The sequence below is a fragment of the Roseateles sp. genome (assembly GCF_049240545.1).
In the GTDB taxonomy this organism is placed as follows: Bacteria; Pseudomonadota; Gammaproteobacteria; order Burkholderiales; family Burkholderiaceae_C; genus Paucibacter_A.
In genome coordinates, this window is sequence record NZ_JBMLSK010000358.1 from 16,295 (window position 1) to 36,690 (window position 20,396).

At 63.1% G+C, this 20,396-nt stretch carries 14 protein-coding genes, 1 pseudogene and 1 riboswitch; of the genes and pseudogenes, 7 read left to right on the forward strand and 8 right to left on the reverse strand.

Features of this window, described 5'->3' with window-relative positions; all coding sequences use genetic code 11:
* Nucleotides 1-28: 28 nt before the first annotated feature.
* The 4 genes from ACOVRJ_RS21675 to ACOVRJ_RS21690 form a co-directional block, all read right to left on the reverse strand.
* A complete protein-coding gene (locus tag ACOVRJ_RS21675) occupies nt 29-823 on the reverse strand; it encodes a LytR/AlgR family response regulator transcription factor (protein WP_422045893.1) in 795 nt (264 codons plus the stop codon).
* The gene (locus ACOVRJ_RS21680; RefSeq protein ID WP_422045894.1) at nt 820-1,956 is read right to left on the reverse strand and encodes a sensor histidine kinase; all 1,137 of its coding nucleotides are present in this window, start codon (nt 1,954-1,956) and stop codon (nt 820-822) included. Before ACOVRJ_RS21680 ends, ACOVRJ_RS21675 begins: the two co-directional genes overlap by 4 nt.
* A gap of 158 nt (nt 1,957-2,114) precedes the next feature.
* Complete coding sequence (locus ACOVRJ_RS21685) at nt 2,115-2,927, reverse strand: LytR/AlgR family response regulator transcription factor (RefSeq protein WP_422045907.1); 813 nt, start codon at nt 2,925-2,927, stop codon at nt 2,115-2,117.
* 41 nt (nt 2,928-2,968) lie between these two features.
* On the reverse strand, nt 2,969-4,135 hold the full coding sequence (locus ACOVRJ_RS21690) for a sensor histidine kinase (RefSeq protein WP_422045895.1): 1,167 nt from the start codon (nt 4,133-4,135) through the stop codon (nt 2,969-2,971).
* A gap of 200 nt (nt 4,136-4,335) precedes the next feature.
* Between ACOVRJ_RS21690 and ACOVRJ_RS21695 the strand changes: the two genes are divergently transcribed.
* The 3 genes from ACOVRJ_RS21695 to ACOVRJ_RS21705 all read left to right on the forward strand — a co-directional run bounded on the left by ACOVRJ_RS21695 (nt 4,336) and on the right by ACOVRJ_RS21705 (nt 9,452).
* A complete protein-coding gene (locus tag ACOVRJ_RS21695; protein ID WP_422045896.1) occupies nt 4,336-5,733 on the forward strand; it encodes a phosphomannomutase/phosphoglucomutase in 1,398 nt (465 codons plus the stop codon).
* Complete coding sequence (locus tag ACOVRJ_RS21700) at nt 5,730-7,070, forward strand: 3-deoxy-D-manno-octulosonic acid transferase (protein WP_422045897.1); 1,341 nt, start codon at nt 5,730-5,732, stop codon at nt 7,068-7,070. The genes ACOVRJ_RS21695 and ACOVRJ_RS21700 overlap by 4 nt, the downstream gene beginning before the upstream one ends.
* A 174-nt stretch (nt 7,071-7,244) precedes the next feature.
* Nucleotides 7,245-9,452: a putative bifunctional diguanylate cyclase/phosphodiesterase gene (locus ACOVRJ_RS21705; RefSeq protein ID WP_422045898.1), complete on the forward strand. Its 2,208-nt coding sequence runs from the start codon at nt 7,245-7,247 to the stop codon at nt 9,450-9,452.
* On the opposite strand, the gene ligA is transcribed toward ACOVRJ_RS21705, so the two are convergent.
* From ligA to smc, 4 genes are read right to left on the reverse strand one after another with little or no spacing between them, the layout of a single operon-like run.
* Nucleotides 9,401-11,509 carry an NAD-dependent DNA ligase LigA gene (gene ligA, locus ACOVRJ_RS21710; protein WP_422045899.1) on the reverse strand — a complete coding sequence of 703 codons (2,109 nt, stop codon included), beginning with the start codon at nt 11,507-11,509 and terminating at the stop codon, nt 9,401-9,403. The genes ACOVRJ_RS21705 and ligA overlap by 52 nt on opposite strands.
* Nucleotides 11,510-11,558: 49 nt before the next feature.
* Nucleotides 11,559-12,848 carry a hemolysin family protein gene (locus tag ACOVRJ_RS21715; protein ID WP_422045900.1) on the reverse strand — a complete coding sequence of 430 codons (1,290 nt, stop codon included), beginning with the start codon at nt 12,846-12,848 and terminating at the stop codon, nt 11,559-11,561.
* Between the two features lie 32 nt (nt 12,849-12,880).
* The gene (locus ACOVRJ_RS21720; protein WP_422045901.1) at nt 12,881-13,936 is read right to left on the reverse strand and encodes a cell division protein ZipA C-terminal FtsZ-binding domain-containing protein; all 1,056 of its coding nucleotides are present in this window, start codon (nt 13,934-13,936) and stop codon (nt 12,881-12,883) included.
* A 4-nt stretch (nt 13,937-13,940) separates the two neighbouring features.
* The gene (gene smc, locus ACOVRJ_RS21725) at nt 13,941-17,453 is read right to left on the reverse strand and encodes a chromosome segregation protein SMC (protein ID WP_422045902.1); all 3,513 of its coding nucleotides are present in this window, start codon (nt 17,451-17,453) and stop codon (nt 13,941-13,943) included.
* Nucleotides 17,454-17,941: 488 nt separating this feature from the next.
* Here smc and queF point away from each other — a divergent pair, with 488 nt between their 5' ends.
* The 4 genes and pseudogenes from queF to ACOVRJ_RS21745 form a co-directional block, all read left to right on the forward strand.
* Nucleotides 17,942-18,373 (forward strand): preQ(1) synthase, encoded by a 432-nt coding sequence (gene queF, locus ACOVRJ_RS21730; protein ID WP_263537471.1) that lies wholly within the window; start codon nt 17,942-17,944, stop codon nt 18,371-18,373.
* Nucleotides 18,374-18,413: 40 nt separating this feature from the next.
* A riboswitch (Fluoride riboswitch) is annotated at nt 18,414-18,478 on the reverse strand.
* Nucleotides 18,449-18,829 (forward strand): SET domain-containing protein, encoded by a 381-nt coding sequence (locus ACOVRJ_RS21735; RefSeq protein WP_422045903.1) that lies wholly within the window; start codon nt 18,449-18,451, stop codon nt 18,827-18,829. (Overlaps the previous riboswitch by 30 nt.)
* Nucleotides 18,830-18,919: 90 nt before the next feature.
* The gene (gene dapC / locus ACOVRJ_RS21740) at nt 18,920-20,161 is read left to right on the forward strand and encodes a succinyldiaminopimelate transaminase (RefSeq protein WP_422045904.1); all 1,242 of its coding nucleotides are present in this window, start codon (nt 18,920-18,922) and stop codon (nt 20,159-20,161) included.
* A 58-nt stretch (nt 20,162-20,219) separates the two neighbouring features.
* A pseudogene (locus ACOVRJ_RS21745) lies at nt 20,220-20,396 on the forward strand (2,3,4,5-tetrahydropyridine-2,6-dicarboxylate N-succinyltransferase); the annotation flags it as partial.

Sequence of the window (20,396 nt, forward strand, 5' to 3'; positions counted from 1 at the left end):
GGCTCAGCCGCACCACGGTGATCCTGACTCACATGGCCTTGAACAGGTGCACATAGGCCCGGCTGACGGGCAACTCACGGGCCTGGCCCTTGATGCGCACGAACAGGCGGCTGACCTCGTCACGCCGGGTGCCTGCCAGGTGGCGCAAATTGATGATGGTGGAGCGGTGGATCTGCCAGAACTGCTCGGGGTCGAGCTGCTCGGACAGCTCCGTGATGGGCGTGCGGATCAGATGCTCGGCCTCGGACGTTTGCACCACCGTGTACTTGTCATCGGCATGGAAGTACAACACCTCTTCGACCGGAATCTGGTGCATCAACTCCCCCTGCCCAGAGCGCACATAACGCAAGCGCGCAGCGGGCGCGGAGCCGGCCGCCGGCCTTTCACCGCTGGCCAACAATTGCCGCAGTGCGCCGGCCAAGCGCGCATCCAGCTGAGGCTCGGTCACCGCAGCCGCTTCTTGCGCCAAGCCCACTCGCACCCGCTCCAAGGTGCGCGCCAAGCGCTCGGACTTGAGGGGTTTGAGCAGGTAGTCGAGCGCGGCATGCTCAAAGGCCTCAACCGCGTACTCATCGTAGGCGGTGACAAACACCACCCGTGTCTTGCCCTCTATTCCTTGTGCCACCTCCAGGCCGGTCAAGCCCGGCATCTGGATGTCCAGAAAGGCCAGGTCGGGCTGCAGGGTCTCGATCAGGCGCGCCGCCTCGCGCCCGGTCCGGGCCAGAGCCAACACCTCCAGCTCTGGCCAGAGCTGGTTCAATTCTGATTTCAGGTGTTCGGCCAGATGAATTTCGTCGTCCGCGATGATGGCGCGCAGGCTCATGCTGCTGATCCTTGGTCTTTAGCGTTGATAGGAAGGGTGAGCAAGGCACGGCAGCCGGCCTCGTCGATGTGAAGTTCCAAGCGGCCACGCTCGCCATAGCGGGCAGCCAGGCGCTCGCGCACATTCTTGAGCGCGATGCCATGCCCTTGCTGGCTGCGGCGGGGCTTGGCCAGCAGGCCGAGGCCATCGTCCTGCACCAGCACCTTCAGGTCGCTGCCCTCGATCCAGGCGCGCAGCCGCACCTCGCCGCCTTCATCCTTGGGTTCGATGCCGTGCACGATGGCGTTTTCGACCAAGGGCTGAAGCAGCAGCGGCGGCAGGCGCAGCTGCTCGGCCGCTGGCTCGGCCTCCACCACAAAGCGCAGGCGGTCGCCCATGCGGATCTGCATCAGGGCCAGGTAGCTGCGCACGGCTTGCAGCTCGGTGCCCAGCTGGCAGCTGTCCTCACGCAAGGCGGCAAGGCTGGCACGCAGATGGTCGGTGAAGTGCTCCAACATGGCCAGGGCCCGGTCCGGCGCGGGCTTGATCAGGCTTTGAACCGCCGCCAGGCTGTTGAACAGAAAGTGCGGTTCGATCTGCGCTTGCAGGTGCAGCAGCCGAGCCTCGGTGGCCTGCAGCTGAAGGGCTTGACGGCGACGCACCTGGTGGTCAATCGCCCAGCCGATCAAGACGCCCACCAGCGAGATGAAAAGAAACTGGCTCAAGCCGCGGGTGCTGTCCAGCGGCGTCCAGACTTGCTGCTGCATCCACCAACCCAGGCCGAGTGCGAACAGCCACATGCCCAGCAGAACGCAAGCCACCGGCACCACGCTGAAGAACAAGCCCGAGCGCCAGCCACCGCTTTGTAGCGCGTCCAGCCGGGCTTGCGGCTGCGACAGTTCGATAAGCCGGTAGGCCCCGTGGATCAGGAAGGCGATAAACAGGCCGTTGAGCCAGCTGAGGCCCAGACTCGGCGCCGAGATCTTGGCGCTGCCAAAGAGCAGAGCCAGGATGATGAAGAGGCTGGGAAAGGCCAGGCCGATGCTGGCCGTGATCAATCCTCGCGCCCAGCCGGCTTCGTCACGCTGCTTGTGGAGCTGAAAGTAGCGGCGTGCGGCATAGCGCATCTCAGCGGTGAAGGAAGAAGTTTTCATGGAGGGACGATCCAGCTTGAACATGCGCTCAGCTTAGGGCGCGAGTGTCCCCCAAAAGCCGCCCCTGCGACGAACGGCAAGTTCCGCTGCTGAATGGCAAGCCGGTGCCGTCAACGGCGGCGGCACTGGCTGACATTCGCCGCTTGCCCTGACTGCGCTCACATCGCCTTGAACAGATGCACATAGGCTCGGCTCACCGGCAGCTCTCGCTCATGGCCGCGCATCTTCAGCAAGAGCCGCGCATTGTCATCCCGACGGGTGGAGAGCAGGTGGTCCACATTGATCAGCGTGCCGCGATGCACCTGCCAGAAGCGCTGCGGGTCCAGCTGGCTGGCCAGCTCCAGGATGGAGCTGCGGATCAGGTACTCATGCGCGGCCGTGCGAACCAGGGTGTATTTCTCGTCGGACTGCAGGTAGAGGATGTCCTCGACCGGGATGATGTGTGTGCTGCTGCCATGGCTGGCGCGCAGGTGGCGCAGCATCGTTGGAGCGCTTGTGGCGTGGGGCAACAGCTGGGCCAGCACCTTGGCCAGCTCGGCGCCCTCTGGCAAAGACGGAAGCGGTGCTCCAAGAGCCTCGTCGGCAAGCAAGGTCGCGCCGGGACGATTCGCCAGGGAGCGGCGCAAACGGTCCACCGTCAGCTGCAGCCGCTCCGCCCGCACCGGCTTGAGCACATAGTCCACGGCCTCGTGCTCAAAGGCACTCAGCGCATGCTCGTCATAGGCCGTCACGAACACGACGCGGGTCGCACCTTCAATGCCTTGGGCCACCTCAAGGCCCGTCAGCCCGGGCATCTGGATGTCCAAGAAGGCAATGTCCGGCTGCAGTCGTTCGATCTGCTCGGCCGCTGCGAGGCCATGCTGGGCCGTGGCCACGATCTCCAGCTCAGGCCAAAGCTCGTGCAGGCGGTCTTGCAACACGCGCAACAGCTGGGGTTCATCGTCGGCCAGCAAGGCACGGGGACGGGGCATGGGCTTGGTGCTCATCGGCTTCAGCTCGGTCTCGGGAGTCGTCAAACAGCGGGCGTCGTTTGTGGGTGCAGACACGGCAAGCTCAGGCGCACGCGAGTGCCCTGCTCGTTCGCCCCCGCCTGCAATTGCAAGCCGGCCTCAGGGCCATAGACGGCCCACAGCCGCTCGCGGATGTTCTTCAGCGCCACGCCGTTGCCAGGACGAGGGCGCAGCTGCGCGGCGGCCAGGCCGATGCCGTCGTCATCGATCTCGATGCACAGGCCCTGCCCGTCCATGCGGGCGCGCAGAACAAGCTGGCCCCCTTCAATCTGAGGCTCCAAGCCGTGGTGGATGGCGTTTTCGATCAAGGGGTGCAAGAGCAGCGGTGGGATGCGGGCGGCACGCAGCTCAGCCGGGATGTCCAGCTGCCAACGCAGGCGCTCGCCCATGCGGCATTGCATCACGGTCAGATAGCTTTGCACCAGGTCGAACTCCTCCCCCAGGCTCACGTCCTGGGCACGCATCTGCAGCAGGCTGGCGCGCAGGTAGTCGGTGAAGGCATCCAGCATGCGCTTGGCCAGGGCCGGTTCATAGTCGATCAGCCCCTGCACATTGGCCAAGGTGTTGAAAAGAAAGTGCGGCTCGATCTGCGCCTGCAGAAGGCGCAACTGCGCCTCGGTCATCTGCTGACGAACCTTGTGGGCCTGCAACTGGGCGCGCAGTCGCCACCAACTCAGGCCGGCCAGCAGGGTGCCGCAGCCCAAGAAGGTGATCAGCAGCCCGTAATTGGGCAGTCGAGGCCGAGCCAGGCTGCCCGTGTCCACCGAACGCATCAGCACATCCAGCGCGATCAGGCCTAGCACGCTGCAGAGTGCCGGCACACCGATGTAGGCCAGCCAGCGCGAGCGCCCCACGCCTTCACGCCATTGCAAAAGTCGATCAGCCGGGATGAGCCAGCTCAGCGCGATGAAACTGCCCTGCAAGAGCAGCATGATGATGATGCCCGTCAGCATCGACCACCCCAGATTGGGCGACCACCACGCCATGCGCAGCAGATTGCCGCTGAACAGGGCGGCCAGAAACACAATCGCCGCGCCCACGCTGGCACCGGTGAGAGCGATCAGGGGCCAGTGGGCGTACCAAGGCAAGCGCCGCGCTGCGCCGATGTGCCAGAGGTCGTCAAAGGCGGTGCTGACCCCGCGCCGCCACGGCATGCTCAGAGGAATCATGCGCGGCAGTTTAGGGCTGAGGCGATCAACGACGCGCCGGCATGCGATCAGCGGTTTCAGACCGGCACGAATCGACGAGCCAGCGCCTCGAACGCTGAGTCCGCGCCCGACAAGGAACAGTCAAATCCCTTGCCTACAATCCGCCCACTGATTTGTTCGCAGATCGCGTTTTCTACCTAAACATTCCAAGGGAAGTCCACATGCAAGTTCACGCGTCCATCTTCAAGGCCTATGACATCCGCGGTGTCGTGGGCACGACCCTGAACGAAGAACTGGCCGAGCACCTGGGACGCGCCTTCGGCACCGAGGCGCGTGCCCTGGGCGAGAAGGCCGTGGCCGTGGGCCGCGATGGCCGCTTGTCCGGCCCTGGCCTGGTCGCTGCGCTGATCCGCGGTCTGCAGTCCACCGGTCTGGATGTGGTGGACCTGGGCGCCGTCACCACCCCGATGCTGTACTACGTGGCCGCCACCCGCGCCAAGCATGGCTGCCGCAGCGGCATCATGGTGACCGGCAGCCACAACCCCAAGGACTACAACGGCTTCAAGATGGTCTTGAAGGGTGCCGCCGTGTACGGCGAGCAGATCCAAGGCCTGCGCCGCCGCATCGAAGCCGAAGACTACAAGACCGCTGAACCCGGCAAGGGCCGCACGGCCACCATGGACATCGTGCCCGAGTACGCCCACCGCATCGTCAAGGATGCCAAGCTGAAGCGTCCGATGAAGATCGTGGTGGACTCCGGCAACGGCATCCCCGGCGCCAGCGCCCCGGCCATCCTGCGCGCCCTGGGTTGCGAAGTGATCGACATCTACTCCAAAGTGGACGGCGACTTCCCCAACCACCACCCCGATCCATCGCGCCCCGAGAATCTGGAAGACCTGAAGCGCATCGTGCACGCCTGCGACGCTGAACTAGGCCTGGCCTTTGACGGCGACGGCGACCGCCTCGGCGTGGTCACTAAGGACGGCACCATGATCATGCCGGACCGCCAGATCATGCTCTTCGCCGCCGACATCCTGAAGCGCAAGCCAGGCGCCGAGATCATCTTCGACGTCAAGTGCACCCAGCGCCTGGCCCCGTGGATTCGTGAGCATGGCGGCAAGCCGCTGATGTGGATGACCGGCCATTCGCTGGCCAAGGCCAAGTTGAAGGAAACCGGTGCGCCGCTGGCCGGCGAGTTGTCGGGCCACATCTTCTTCTCCGAGCGCTGGTACGGCTTTGACGATGCGATGTACACCGCCGCCCGCCTCTTGGAAATCCTGTCGCGCTTCGCCGACCCGAGCGCCGTGCTGAACGCACTTCCGACCAGCTTCAACACCCCCGAGATCAATGTGCCTTGCGCCGAGGGCGAACACCATGAGGTGGTGAAGAAGCTGTTGGAAGTGGCCGAGTTCCCAGGCTCCAAGGAGATCGTCACCATCGACGGCCTGCGCGTCGAGTATGAAGACGGCTTCGGCCTGGTGCGCGCCTCCAACACCACGCCGGTGCTGGTGCTGCGTTTTGAAGGCCACACGCCTGAAGCGCTGGAGCGCATCCAGCACGATGTGCTGGCGCAACTCAAGCGCGTCAAGCCCGACGCCACCTTCGCTGCCGGGCATTGAGCCCCGTCGCCGAGACCTTCGCTGAAAGGCTCAGTCGTTGGGCCTATGCGGGGCTGCTGCGCCTGCTGACGCCCTTCTACCTGCTGCGCCTGTGGCGGCGCGGCTCGGTGGAGCCGCAGTACCGCCAGCGCCTGGGCGAACGTTTAGGTTTTTATCAGCAGGCCGTGACGGCCCAGGGCTGGCTCTGGGTGCACGCAGTCTCGCTGGGTGAAACTCGCGCGGCGGCAGCCTTGATCAGCGCCTTGCGCGAGCGCCAGCCGACGCTGCGCCTGCTGCTCACCCACAGCACCGCCACCGGCTGGGAAGCCGGCCAGGCCCTCTTGCAAAAAGACGACGCTCAAGCCTGGCTGCCCTATGACACGCCAGGCGCGGTGCGGCGTTTTCTGTGTCATTGGCAGCCGGCCCTCGGCGTGCTGATGGAGACCGAAATCTGGCCCACGCTGCAGTTCGAAGCTGAGCAGGCCCAGTTGCCCATGGTGCTGGCCAATGCGCGGCTATCGGAGCGCAGCCAACGACGTGGCCAGCGCCTCAAGGCCTTGCTGCAACCGGCTGGCCGGCGCCTCACGCTGGCCCTGGCGCAAACCCAGGCCGATGCCGAACGCTTAAGCGCCAGCGGTGCCAAACAGGTGCTGGTGCAGGGCAATCTGAAGTTTGATATGCAAATGGATGAGGCCTTGCTGGCCCGAGGCCAGCAGTGGCGGGAGCAACTGCAGCGCCCGGTCTTGCTGGCCGCGGTCACCCGCGAAGGTGAAGAGGCCATGCTCTTGCAGGCCTGGCAGCAAGCCTGGGAGCAAGCTGCGGGCGTCGATGCCGGCGCAACCGCCAGCAAGCCCTTGCTCTTGATCGTGCCCCGCCATCCGCAGCGTTTTGATGAAGTGGCTGGGCTGATTGAAGCGGCCGGCCTGCGCTTGACCCGCCGCAGCCAATGGGCGCCAGACGGCCCCAACCGGCAAGAATGCAGCGCCGACGTCTGCTTGGGCGACTCGATGCGCGAGATGGCCTTGTATTACGCGCTCAGCGATGTGGCTTTGCTGGGGGGCAGCTTTGCGCCGCTGGGCGGGCAAAACCTGATCGAAGCGGCTGCCTGCGGCTGCCCGGTCATCATGGGCCCGCACACCTTCAATTTCGCGGAGGCTTCGGAGCTCGCCATTGCCAGCGCCGCAGCGCAGCGTGTTCCCGATATGGCCGCCGGGCTGACGCAGGCACTGGCGTTGTGCACGCACAAAGATCAGCAACAAGCCATGCGCGAGCGGGCGCTGGCCTTCGCGGCCCAACATCGCGGCGCCGCTGCGCGTATGGCCGAGCAGATCCTCACGCTCGGCGCCTTCGATTCCTAAGCCCAATTCCGTTTTTAGGGGGCAGTGCCGGCCCTGAGGCGCTCTTTCTTGGCATAAAGTCAAGTGAACGGCTTGACGATCAGCGTCCGCCGCCAAGGAGTGATGCGAATGCGAGGCGGCGAAGAAGCTGGCACAGCGACAAAATCACCCGCCTCAGCTGCAGGCGAGCCTCGCATGGGCGAGGCTGCCATCGCTTCTGGCCCGCCTTCAGACAAGGCGGCTTCGCCCTTTCGCCTGACCCGTTACTTCTCCTGGGTTTCCTTGGGTCTGATTGCCTTGGCCGCCTTGGCGCTGGGCTATTTCGCCCAGTCTTTGACGCTCAAGGTGGTCAGTCATATGGCTGAGCGGCGCAATGAGGCCATGACGGCCGTCTTCACCAATGTGCTGGGGCAGGACTTTGCGCCCATCACCGCCCCCGGACTGCAACTCAATGCAGAGCAGTTGCGAGTGCTGGCGCAAAGCCTCGGCCTTCACACCAAGACCGCCGCCTTGATGCAGGGCTCGGAGATCGTCAAGGTCAAGCTCTACAACCGGCAAGGCCTGACCCTTTACTCCTCCGACCCCAAGCAGATTGGCGAACTCAAGGACGACAACCCCGGCATCCAGTCGGCCTTGAGGGGTGCGGCGCAAAGCATGCTCACCCACCGCGACAAGTTCGATGCCTTTGAAGGCCAGCGGGCTGACATCGACTTGCTGGCGAGCTATTTGCCCTTTCGGCGACAGGGTGAGATCGTCGGCGTGATCGAGCTCTATCAAGATGTGTCGGGCTTCGTGAAGCGCCGCGACGCCTTGCTCCGGCGTCTGGTGCTGATCGGCTTGGGCACACTCCTGCTGCTGTATGCCTTGCAGCTGCTGCTGGTGCGGCGTGCGCAAGGCATCATTCACTGCCAAGAGGCAAGGCTGCAAAAAGCCAATTCCGAACTGGATCGACGGGTACACGAACGCACCGAGGAATTGGCGCTGGCCAAGGCGCGCCTGGAACATCTGGCGCAACACGACCCCCTGACCGGCCTACCCAATCGCCTGCTCTACATCGACCATCTGCGCCGCCAGATCAACCGGGCCGAGCGCAACCTGGAGCAGTTGGCCGTCCTCTACATCGACCTCGATCGCTTCAAAGAGATCAATGACACCTTGGGCCACCCGGTCGGCGACGAATTGCTGATCGAGGTGGGGCGCCGGCTCAGTGCCATCGTGCGCGGCAGCGATATCCTGGCCCGCCTTGGCGGCGATGAATTTGCTTGTGTCTTGAGCTGCGGCGATGCCGCCTTGGAAGCCCCGCTTGTCGCCCAAAAGCTGATTGAAGCCTTGCTGACGCCAATGAATCTGCATGCCAATGAACTGCAGATCTCGGCCAGCATTGGCATCAGCCTGTTCCCAGGCGACGGCCGCAGTGCGGACGAACTTTCGCAAGCGGCCGACACCGCCATGTACGAGGCCAAACGCGCCGGCCGCAATCGCTACCACTTTTACCAGCCGGAGATGACCACCTCCGCCCAAGACCGCGCCGCCATGGAAAAGCTCTTGCGGCGCAGCCTGCAAGCCGGTGAACTGGATTTGCACTTTCAGATGAAGATGGGCATCCCGGCGGCGGATTTGTTTGCCGAGCCGGCCCCTTATTCAGGTGCTGGCCCCGCCTTGCGCCCCTGCGGCGCCGAAGCCTTGGCACGCTGGCACAGCGCTGAGTTAGGCCAGGTCCCACCCACCCGCTTCATCGCCCTGGCCGAGGAAAGCGGCTTCATCAATGAACTCGGTGCCTGGGTGTTGAACAAAGCCTGCAAGCAGTTGAAGGCCTGGCGCGACGCCGGCCTGCAAGTGCCGCATGTGTCGGTGAACCTCTCGGTGCGGCAGTTGGAGCGCAACGATATCGTTCAGGTCGTCAGCCAAGCACTGGCCGATGCGCAATTGCCCGCCGAATGCCTGGAGCTGGAGATCACCGAGTCGGTCATCATGCATGCCGAAAACGCCATCCAGGCCCTGCTGGCGCTGAACAAGCTGGGAGTCCGTCTCTCGGTCGACGACTTTGGCACCGGCTATTCCTCGCTGGCTTATCTGAAGCTTTTGCCCATCCAAACCCTGAAGATTGACCGCAGCTTCGTCACCGGCATCGGCGCCCACCTGGGCGATGAGGCCATCATCCAGGCGGTGATCGGCATGGCGCGCAGCTTAGGGCTGCGCACCGTCGCCGAAGGGGTTGAAACGCCCGAGCAATTGGCGTTTTTGCTGCGGCAGGGATGCGATCAGATCCAGGGTTATCTTTTCAGCTACCCTCGGGCTGCAGCGGAGTTTGCGGCTGAATATGCAGCCCTGTGCGCGAGCCCAGTTCTGCTTCAGGCCGAAGCTGAGCCATCGTCGCTGGGTGCTGCCGCCAACAGGGCCTGAAGGCCTGCTTCGTCCAGCACCGTCAGACCCAGCTCACGCGCCTTGTCCAGCTTGGAGCCAGCCTCCTCGCCCGCCACCACATAGTGCGTTTTCTTGGACACCGAACCGCTGACCTTGCCGCCTGCCGCTTCGATCAGGTCTTTGGCCGCGTCGCGCGACAAGGTCGGCAAGGTGCCGGTCAGCACCAAAGTCTTGCCGAGCAGCGGCTTCGGCCCCTGCTCGGCCGCAGCGCCCTGCCCCTCGGGCCATTGCACCCCGGCGGCTCGCAGTTGCTCCACCACCTCGCGGTTATGAGGCTGCGCAAAAAAGTGATGGATGCTTTGCGCCACGATGGGGCCCACATCGCGGACCTCCAGCAACTGCTCAACGCTGGCGGCCATCAAGGCATCCATGGAGCCGAACTGTCGCGCCAAATCCTTGGCCGTGGTCTCGCCGACTTGGCGGATCCCAAGAGCAAACAAGAAACGCGCCAAAGTCGTTTGCTTGCTCCTCTCCAAGGACTCAAGCAGGTTCAAAGCGCTGCGATCGGCCATGCGATCCAAGGCCGACAACTTGGCCACACCAAGCTTGTAGAGACCGGGCAGGCTGCTGACGATGCCTTCATCGACCAGTTGCTCCACCAATTTGTCGCCCAGGCCTTCGATATCCATGGCGCGCCGGCCAGCAAAGTGCAGCATGGCCTGCTTTCGCTGCGCCGGGCAGAAGATGCCGCCGCTGCAGCGGTAGTCCATGCCGCCGCGCTCGCGCAGCACCTCGCTGTCGCAAACCGGGCAAGCGCGTGGAATCCGAAAGTTAGGGATATAACTGGCGCGCGCAGCGGGCACTCGCCCCACCACTTCCGGGATCACATCGCCGGCGCGCCGCACGATCACCTGGTCGCCCACCCGCACGCCCTTGCGCCGCAGCTCAAACACGTTGTGCAAAGTCGCGTTCGATACGGTGGTGCCGCCCACGAACACCGGCTCCAGCTTGGCCACTGGCGTCAACTTGCCGGTGCGGCCGACCTGAATCTCGATCGCATTGAGCTGGGTCTGACGTTCTTCGGCAGGAAACTTATGTGCAATCGCCCAGCGAGGCTCCCGACTCACATAGCCTAGGCGAGCTTGAAAGTCGAACTCGTCAACTTTGTAGACAACACCATCGATATCAAAAGGCAATTCACGCCGCATCTCGTCAACGCGGCGATGAAAGTCACGCAACTGGTCAGGCCCGGTCAGCAACTGGACGTTCTGATCCACAGGGATTCCGAGCGCTTGCAATCCCGCGAGCACATCATGCTGCCCACGTCCGAACTGCATCGCCTCAATACCAGCAACGCCGTATGCAAAGAACGATAGCCTTCTCTGCTGCGTCACCTTTGGATCGAGTTGCCTCAATGCTCCGGCCGCAGCATTTCGTGGGTTAACGAACAGTTTCTGCCCTGCAGCCTCTTGCCATTTATTTAGCCGAGCGAAGTCGCTTCTCTCCATCACGATCTCACCACGAACTTCAAGTCTTTCAGGAGCACCATATGAAAGCTTGAGGGGGATTCGGTAAATCGTACGAACCGTATGAGTAACGTCCTCTCCAGTTTCACCGTCACCGCGAGTTGCTGCTCGGACCAACACACCACGCTCGTACAAGAGACTTATTGCAAGGCCGTCGTACTTCAATTCGGCTGAGTAATGCAAAGGCGGATCGTCATTGCCAAGCTCTAGGTCCTTGCGAACGCGACGATCAAATGCACCACAAACATCACCCTGAACATCAGTCTCCGTTCGAATGGAGAGCATAGGAATCGCGTGGTGGACTGGCGCCAGCTTCGAAAGCGGCGCGCCACCGACTCTCTGCGTAGGCGAGTCGGGAGTGCGAAGAAATGGGTACCGTTCTTCAAGCGCTACAAGGGCCTGAAAGAGCGCGTCGTATTGCTCATCGACAATCTTCTGTGTTCCATTCGTGTAATAAAGATACCCGTGGTAATCGAGCTGCTTACGAAGATCAACGGCGCGTTGCCAAACGTGCTTAGGCACCTCGCCATGCGGTCTATCGTCGCCTGCAAACAGGTCTTCGGTATCCATTTTGAAAGCTCGAGTCTCTAAAAAAGATCAACAGTAAAGATCCAAAGTCTCAGGGAGCTGGGACGCGCGCGATCATGACCTGGTCCACCCGGTGGCTGTCCACGTCCACCACCTCAAAGCGCCAGCCTTCCCAGACCACCTGATCGGTGCGCCGGGGGATGCGGCGCAGCATCACCATCAAGAATCCGGCCAAGGTGTCGTACTGCCCGGCATGCGGCCAGGTTTCAAACTCCAAGGCGCGCTGCACATCGGGAATCGGGGTGATGCCGTCGGCCAGGAAAGAGCCGTCCTCGCGGCGCACGATTTGCTGCTCTTCGTCATAGGACGCAACCAAATTGCCCATCACCGTGCTCATCACATCGTTCAGGGTGATGATGCCGACCACCAGGCTGTACTCATTGACGATGACAGCAAAGTCTTCCAGCTTTTCGCGGAACTGCGACAGCACTTCGGACAGCGTCAAACGGTCCGGCACGATCAGCACCTTTTTGACCAGACCCTCGGCACTCAGCTCGATGGGCTCGCCGCGCAAGACACGCTGGAACAGCGCGGTGGCGTCGACATAACCGACCACCTGATCAATCTCCCCTTCGCAGACCAGATAGGTCGAAAACGGCTGCTCGGCAATGCGGGTGCGAATGATGGCGTCGTCATCGGTGAGCGAGAAGTAAGCGATGCGCTCCCGCGTGGTCATCGCGCTCTCCACCCGGCGGGTGTCCAACTCGAACACGTTCTCGATCATTTGCTGCTCGGCATCGGCCACCACGCCGGCCTCGTTGCCGGCCTCGGCCAGAGCCAGGATGTCGAGATGGGTGATGCTGTTGTCACGAACCACCGGACGGCCCATCAAGCGGATCAGCAAATCGGTCAAGGAACTGAAAGCCCAGGTCAGCGGTTTCAGCAAGGTCACCAGACCCAGCATCGGGCCGATCACCGCCATGGCCATGCGTTCTGGCTCGCTCATCGACAAACGCTTGGGCACCAGATCGGCCAGCACGATGAACAAGGCGGTGATGCTGGCAAAAGACAGGGCGAAGGCCAGGGTCTCGGCCTGCTCAGGCGCCATCAGCAATTGCAAGGCGGCTTGGTAATGCGGCGTCAAAGCGCCTTCACCGACGATACCGCCCAAGATGGCCACGGTGTTGACGCCGATCTGCACCACGGTGAAGTAGTGGCCCGGCTGTTCTTGCACCTGCAAGACGCGCTCGGCGCGCGAGTCGCCGTCGTCGGCCAGCTGACGCAGCTTCAGGCGACGCGAACCGGCCAGCGAGATCTCCGCAATCGAGAAGAAAGCGCTGCTTGCAATCAACACGGCGATCAACAACAGGCTGGTCAGCAATCGGTAACTCCTGGATCGGGCAATGCCCGAACTTAACTGAACAAACGCCGTGCTGCCAAGCTGCCCGCCGCCACATCACGCGAGGCCAGCGCACGATACAGCGTGCTCAACTCCTGGCCGATCGCGGCAAAGGCGTGCAAATTGAGGATCTGCCCGCGGTCATCACAAATATCGGCCTCGATATCGCGAGCCAGTCCGCGCGCCGCTTCTTGCCAGGAGGCAAAAGGTTCCAAGGCTTCCGGCGTTTGCGGAACGTCCAAGGACAGCGAGATCTCACGAAGCGATGACTGCTGCGGATTTTCGGCCAAGGCCGCTTGCGGCTCAAAGTTCAAGCACAGAATCGGCGGGGCACCTTCATCCTCCGAAGCCATCACCAAGCGCCCCGGCATGGCGCCGGGCACAAAGCCGTGGCGCAAGGCCATCTGCTGCACATAGCCCAGCGTCCAAGCGGCCGTCTTGGCTCGCAAAACAATCGCCAACTGCGCGTCATGATCGCCGGCAAAGTGATCCAACTCGCGAGCCCGGCCCACCACGTCCAGCATGTCGGGGAACTGCACAAAAGCGCCGATGCCATCGGCAAAGCCCTGCACTTTTTGCACGAATTCCGAGTACTCGATTTCGTTCATCGCGCCGTTGCGATTGGCCATTTGCACGCCGGCCTGGAACTCGCCGTAGCGCTGCCCGGGCGTGGGCAGCTCCCAATCGCCGGTTTCGGCATTCAAGCCTTCGATGTGAAAGGGCTTGGTGCCGGCGCGCCGGCTGCCGGGCAGATGCGACAAAGCCATTTCACCGCTGATGGGGGTTTCTAGCGTGAGGGTGGCAATCGCGTCGATCAAGGCGTCAATGCGGGCCGAGGGCTTGCGCGGTGCGCGCGCGACCACTGGCACGGTTTCGTCCAAGCTCGGCGCCTCTGCGCTGGACTGCAAATCGCCCAGACCCGGCTCGACGCGTTCGACACCATCCATCATCGGCTCGAGTTGCACCTCGGCGCGGCGCGGGCCGGCCTTGCGGGCGGTCCAGGCGCCATGCGCCACCACACCGACCAACACCACCCCACCCGCAACGGCAAGCATTTCTGTCAAAGTCATCGCGTCAAGCCTCCGCCATGGCCAAGGCCTTGTCCATATCCACCGCCACGATGCGGGAGACACCCTGCTCCTGCATGGTCACACCAATCAGTTGTTCAGCCATTTCCATTGCAATCTTGTTGTGTGAGATGAAGAGGAACTGGGTTCCGCTGCTCATCTCGGCCACCAGCTTGGCATAACGCTCGGTATTGGCGTCATCCAGCGGCGCGTCCACCTCGTCCAACAAACAGAACGGGGCGGGGTTGAGTTGAAAGATCGCGAACACCAAGGCGATCGCGGTCAGCGCCTTCTCTCCGCCCGAAAGCAGATGGATGGTGCTGTTTTTCTTGCCCGGCGGCTGGGCCATCACTTGCACGCCAGCATCCAAAATTTCGTCGCCGGTCATCACCAGCTTGGCCTGTCCACCGCCGAAGAGCACCGGGAACATGCGGCCAAAGTGCATATTGACTTGATCGAAGGTTGCGCCCAGCAGGTCGCGGGTTTCCAGGTCGATCTTGTGAATCGCATCCTCCAGCGTCTTCATGGCAGACATCAGGTCGGTGCACTGCGAATCCAAGAAGGTCTTGCGTTCACGCGCCGCAGTCAATTCGTCCAGCGCCGCCAGATTGACGGCGCCCAGAGCCGCGATCTCACGGTTGATGCGGTCGATCTCGCCTTGCAAACCATAAAGCTTGACCTGACCAGCTTCAATGCCTTGGGCCAGCGCTTCCAGGTCGACGGCGGCTGCGACCAACTGCTCCATATACTGCGCGCCGCCCAGCTGCGCGGCTTGTTCTTCCAGCTGCAGCTTGGTGATGCGGTCGCGCAGCGGGTCCAGGCTGCGCTCAAAAGTCAGGCGCTGTTCATCCGCCTTGCGCAGGCGCAGGGTCAGGTCGTCATAGCCGCTGCGCACGGCGGCCAAGGCCTGCTCGCGCTCCATCTTCAAGGCCAGCGCGTCTTGCAGCCCGGCTTGAGCGGCAGCGTCGTTGAGCGTTTCCATCTCGCGCTGCAGACTCTCAGTGGACTGGCTGTTGGTCTGCATCTGCGCTTGTGCGGTCTCGATGGCGCGTTGCAACTCGCCGCGGCGCGAGGCCAGCGCACGGGCGCTGTACTGCGCTTCTTGGGCGCGCCGCTCCAAGGCGCGCAACTGCTCGCGTGCTTCGCCCAAGCGGCGCTCGGCCAGCAGCGTGGCGTCTTCCAATTCGGCGTGGCGCTCCTGCGTGGTGGCCAGCTGGATGTCCAATTCCTCAAAACGCGCTTCGCCGGTGACGCGGCGCTCCTGCAATTCTTCGGACTGCGCGTCGATCTCGAACAGTTCCTCTTCCAGCTGCGAACGTCGGCTGCTGGCGGCTTCGGCTTGCTGGGTCAGACGCAGCAATTCGACCTGCAGCTGATGGGCCCGAGTCTGCGTTTCAGCGGCCTCGCGGCGCAGATTCTGCAAACGCTGCGAAGCGTCGGAGTAAGCCGCCTCGGCGCGGACCAGCGAAGTCTTGGCGTCGTCGGTGATCACGGCCTGGGCGCGCAGCTCCAAGATCAGGTTTTCGATCTCCTGAGCCCGCGCCAACATGCCGGCCTGCTCGGTGTCGGGCGCGTAAAAACTCACCGCGAACTGGCTGACCGCATGGCCTTGCGGCGTCATGATCAGCTCGCCATGGGTCAGGCGCGAGCGATTCGCCAGCGCTTCTTCCATCGATGCTGCGGTGTAGACGCCTTCCAGCCAGTCATTCAGCAAGGCCTTCAAGCCGGCGTCATCCAAGCGCAGCAGATCGCTGAGCCGTGGCAGGGTTTCATGCGTGTTGGCAATCGCCGCCGATGGGGGCGAATAAAAAGCCAAACGGGCCGGCGGCGCGTCTTGCTCGAAAGCGCGCACCGTTTCCAAACGGCCAACCTGCAGTGCGCTCATGCGCTCACGCAGGGCAGCTTCCAAGGCGTTTTCCCAGCCGGACTGGATGTGCAGCCGGGTCCACAAGCCTTGCAAGCCGTCCAGACCATGCTTGGCCAGCCAGGGCAGCAACTTGCCTTCGGTCTGCACTTTTTCTTGCAAGGCTTTCAATGCTTCCAAGCGCGCCGACAGCGCCGACTGCTTGGCCATTTGCTGATTGGCGTCTTGCTGCGTGTTGCGGCGTGCGTCTTCATAAACCGGCACTTGCTCGGAGAGCTCCTGCAGGCGGGCATCGGCCATTTCTTGCGCCTCGGTGGCGGCGTCGCTTTGGCGCTTCAAGTCGGCTAGGCGATCTTGCTCGGGCGCGGCCAGTCCTTGGCGCTCGGCCGCCAGGCGCTCGCGGCGGGTGCGCAGCTGGCGCGACTGCTCGTCAACGCTGCGGCTCTCAGCGGCCAGCACCTGAATCTGCTGCTGCACCTGCACCACTGCCGCGCGCTGCTCATTGGCACGGTTTTGTGCCCCGCGCACCGCGTCTTCGGCATTGGGCAGATTGGTGGCCTGTTCTTCGGCTTGGGCGGCGAGGATTTCGCTTTGTTCTTCTGCTGCGGCGATTTGCTCGGCAATGGTTTCCAGCTCCGCCTGGGCTTGCAGCGAGCGCTCTTCCCATTGCTGGCTTTGCGACTTCAGATCCAAGAGCCGCGCCTCGACGCGCTGGCGGCCTTCAACCACATAGCGGATCCGTTCTTCCAGGCGGCTGACTTCCAATTGAGCCTCGGCAAAGCGGCCTTGCGAGGCATGCAGCTCGTCCCCGGCCGCATAGTGGGCCTGACGCACCGTCTCCAGCTCGGCCTCCACCTGGCGCAACTCGGCCATCCGCGATTCCAGCGCATTGACGGCCTCCAAATGCTCGGTCTTGACGCGGCCTTGTTCGGATGTGGCATCGCGATGCTTGAGGAACCAAAGCTGATGCAGCTTCAGCGTGCCGGCGTCTTGCAAGCTGCGGTAGCTGGCGGCCACCTCGGCTTGCTTTTCCAGCTTGTCGAGATTGGTATTGAGCTCGCGCAGGATGTCGTCCACGCGGGTCAGGTTTTCGCGGGTGTCTTTCAGCCGGTTTTCGGTCTCGCGGCGCCGTTCTTTGTATTTGGAGACGCCAGCGGCTTCCTCCAAAAACATGCGCATCTCTTCCGGCTTGGATTCGATGATGCGGCTGATGGTGCCCTGGCCGATGATGGCGTAGGCGCGCGGCCCCAGACCAGTACCCAGGAACACATCCTGCACATCGCGGCGCCGCACCGGCTGGTTGTTGATGAAGTAGCTGGAGGTGCCGTCACGGGTCAGCACGCGTTTGACCGCGATTTCGGCGAACTGGTTCCATTGACCGCCGGCGCGGCCGTCTTCGTTGGAGAACACCAGCTCGACGCTGGATCGGCTGGCAGGCTTGCGGTTGCCCGAGCCGTTGAAGATGACGTCCTGCATGGACTCACCGCGCAGCTCCGAGGCCTTGCTTTCGCCCAGCACCCAGCGCACCGCGTCCATGATGTTGGACTTGCCACAACCGTTGGGGCCCACCACGCCCACCAGCTGCCCCGGCAGCTGAAACACCGTCGGATCGGCAAAGGACTTGAAGCCCGAGAGCTTGATCGAATTCAGACGCATGGGTGCGAGATGAGGTGAGCCCGATCGCCCAAGCCCCGCTTGCCGCCTAAGGCCTCCCGGGGGCTCCAGCAATCGTTGCTAAGCCATTGATTTATTTATACAAAAGCGCCACAGGCGGGCGCTTTGTCTGGGCTGGATGATACCATCGGGGCCTCCCCCTTCTACTCATGAGCGTGAGCATCAGCGGGCTGCTTGTCGGCCCCATGTCGCGCCGCACTGAATTCATGGCCAAGAACAGCCCGACCGTCAAAGAAGCCAAGCAAGCGCCTAAGCCTAGCGTTAAGTCTTCAGCAAAGCCCGCCAACAAGCCTTCCAACAAGGCCAGGCAAGACCTTGAACTCGAGGCCAAGACGCGCAAGGTCTTGAAGCTAGCGCCCAAGACGGGCACCGCAGGCAAGGCGTCTTCCGCTGCGGCCAAACCGCGCAAGGCGGCTGCCACAGTGATCGAAAGTCAAGTCAGCATGGAGATGGCGCCTAAGCAGCGCGAAATGCCGCCGAATCCGCCCTCGCGCCCCAGCAAGGAATTGCACGCCTTCCCTAACCCGGCGCCCGAGCGTGACTATGTGATCCAGTTCCAGGTACCCGAGTTCACCTGCCACTGCCCGCTGACCGGCCAGCCCGACTTTGCGCACTTCACCATCGACATGATTGCGGACAAGTACTGCGTCGAGTTGAAGAGCCTGAAGATGTACTTCTGGAGCTATCGCAACGAAGGTGCTTTCCACGAGAAGGTCACCAACACCATCTTGGAAGACATCGTCAAAGTGACGAATCCGCGCTTCATCCGCATCACCGCCAAGTGGTATGTGCGCGGCGGCATCTACACCAATGTGGTGGTGGAGCATCGCAAAAAGGGCTGGCAGCCGCTGCCGCGGGTGGACTTGCCCGAGCATGGCTTCCAGTCGGGCCTGCTGGCCTAAGGCCAGAACGCCACGACAAGAGCTTCGACCTTGGCCTTTCCCACCAGCAGCAGCCATCAGCTGAGCGCGGTTCGTGTGCGGCGCAGCCGCATCGACGGCTTCGGCGTGTTTGCGGACGAAAGCGTGCCGCAAGGCGCCAAGCTGGGGGAACTGACTGGCGAAGCGATCAGCGTGGCCGAGGCCAAGCGGCGTGCCGAAGGTCGGCAGCGCATCATGCTGGTTGAAATCTCGGCCAGCCGGGCGATCGATGCCACCCGCTCCGACGACCCGATGCGCTTCACCAACCATTCTTGCGCGCCCAACGCCCGCATTGCGGTGGAAGCCGGCGCCATCGAGTTCTTTGCCTTGCGCGATCTGCAAGTGGGCGAAGAGATCACGGTGGCTTATGGCGCAACTCACCACGAAGGACGGCTGGCCTGCCGTTGCGGCAAGCCCAGCTGCGCTGGCTGGCTTTGAGCGGCGCGGCATCCGCGCCTTGCTTGGCCTCGGCAATCAAGCGTCCAAGCCATGAAGCCTCGCCGTCAAGAATAGACCGAAAGAACGTACATGACGCTCCCCGCTCCGCACAACCCCTTGCTGGATAAGCTGCATCCCTACCCCTTCGAGCGCCTGCGCGCACTGAATGCAGGCATCCAGCCCAATCCAGCCTTGCGGGCTATCAGCCTGGGTATCGGTGAGCCCAAGCACCCGGCGCCGCAGCTGATCGAAGACGCGCTGATCGCCAGCGTGAAGACCCTCTCGGTCTACCCGGCCACTGCCGGCGAACCGCGCTTGCGCGAAGCCATTTGCCAATGGCTGCAGCGCCGCTACGACTTGGCGCTGGACCCCGCCAACCAAGTGCTGCCGGTGAACGGCTCCCGCGAGGCCTTGTTCGCCCTGGCCCAGACCGTCATCGACCCCAGCCGGCCGGGCGCCACCGTGGTCTGCCCGAATCCCTTCTACCAAATCTACGAAGGCGCGGCGCTGCTGGCCGGCGCGCAAACGGCTTTTGCCAACAGCGACCCCGCCAAAAACTTCGCCGCCGACTGGAACCAGATCGACGCGGACATCTGGGCCAAGACTCAGCTGCTCTACGTCTGCTCACCGGGCAACCCGACCGGCGCGGTGATGCCGCTGCAAGAGTGGAAAACACTGTTCGAGCTGAGCGACCGCTATGGCTTTGTGATTGCGTCTGACGAGTGCTATTCGGAGATCTATTTCCGCGAAGAGGCGCCACTGAGCGGCCTGCAGGCCGCGGCGCAGCTGGGTCGCGGCGATTTCCGCAATCTGATTGCCTTCACCAGCCTGTCCAAGCGCTCCAATGTGCCGGGCTTGCGCAGCGGCTTTGTGGCCGGCGACGCCGCCCTCATCAAGAAGTTCTTGCTCTACCGCACCTATCACGGCAGCGCCATGAACCCGATGGTGCAAGCCGCCAGCATCGCCGCTTGGGGCGATGAGGCCCATGTCGTCGCCAATCGCGAGCAATACCGCGCCAAGTTCGCCCAGGTCACGCCGCTGCTGGCCGAGCATATGGAGGTGGCTCTGCCGGATGCGGGTTTTTACCTTTGGGCCGCCGTGCCCGCCCACATCCATGGCGGCTGCGACATTGCCTTCGCTCAGGGCTTGCTGGCTCAATACAATGTCGCGGTATTGCCGGGCAGCCTGCTGGCGCGTGAAGCGCATGGTGTCAATCCTGGTGCCGGGCGTATCCGTCTGGCGCTGGTGGCGGAAGTGGGCGAATGCCTGGAAGCCGCTCAGCGAATTGCCGACTACTGCCGCGCTCACCCAGCGTCGGCAGTGGCTGTTTGATTGACCCCAAGCCCCGTCTCCTTTGCCCCTGTTCATTCCTATCAGCGCTCAATAGCTCATGACACAAAATCTGCAATCCACCATCGAACTGGCCTGGGAAGGTCGCGCCAACATCACCACCAGCAACTCGCCCGAAGTGCGCGAAGCCGTTGAGCATGTGATGGCTGAGTTGGACGCTGGCCGCCTGCGCGTGGCCGAGCGCCAAGGCGTGGGCCAGTGGACGGTGCACCAGTGG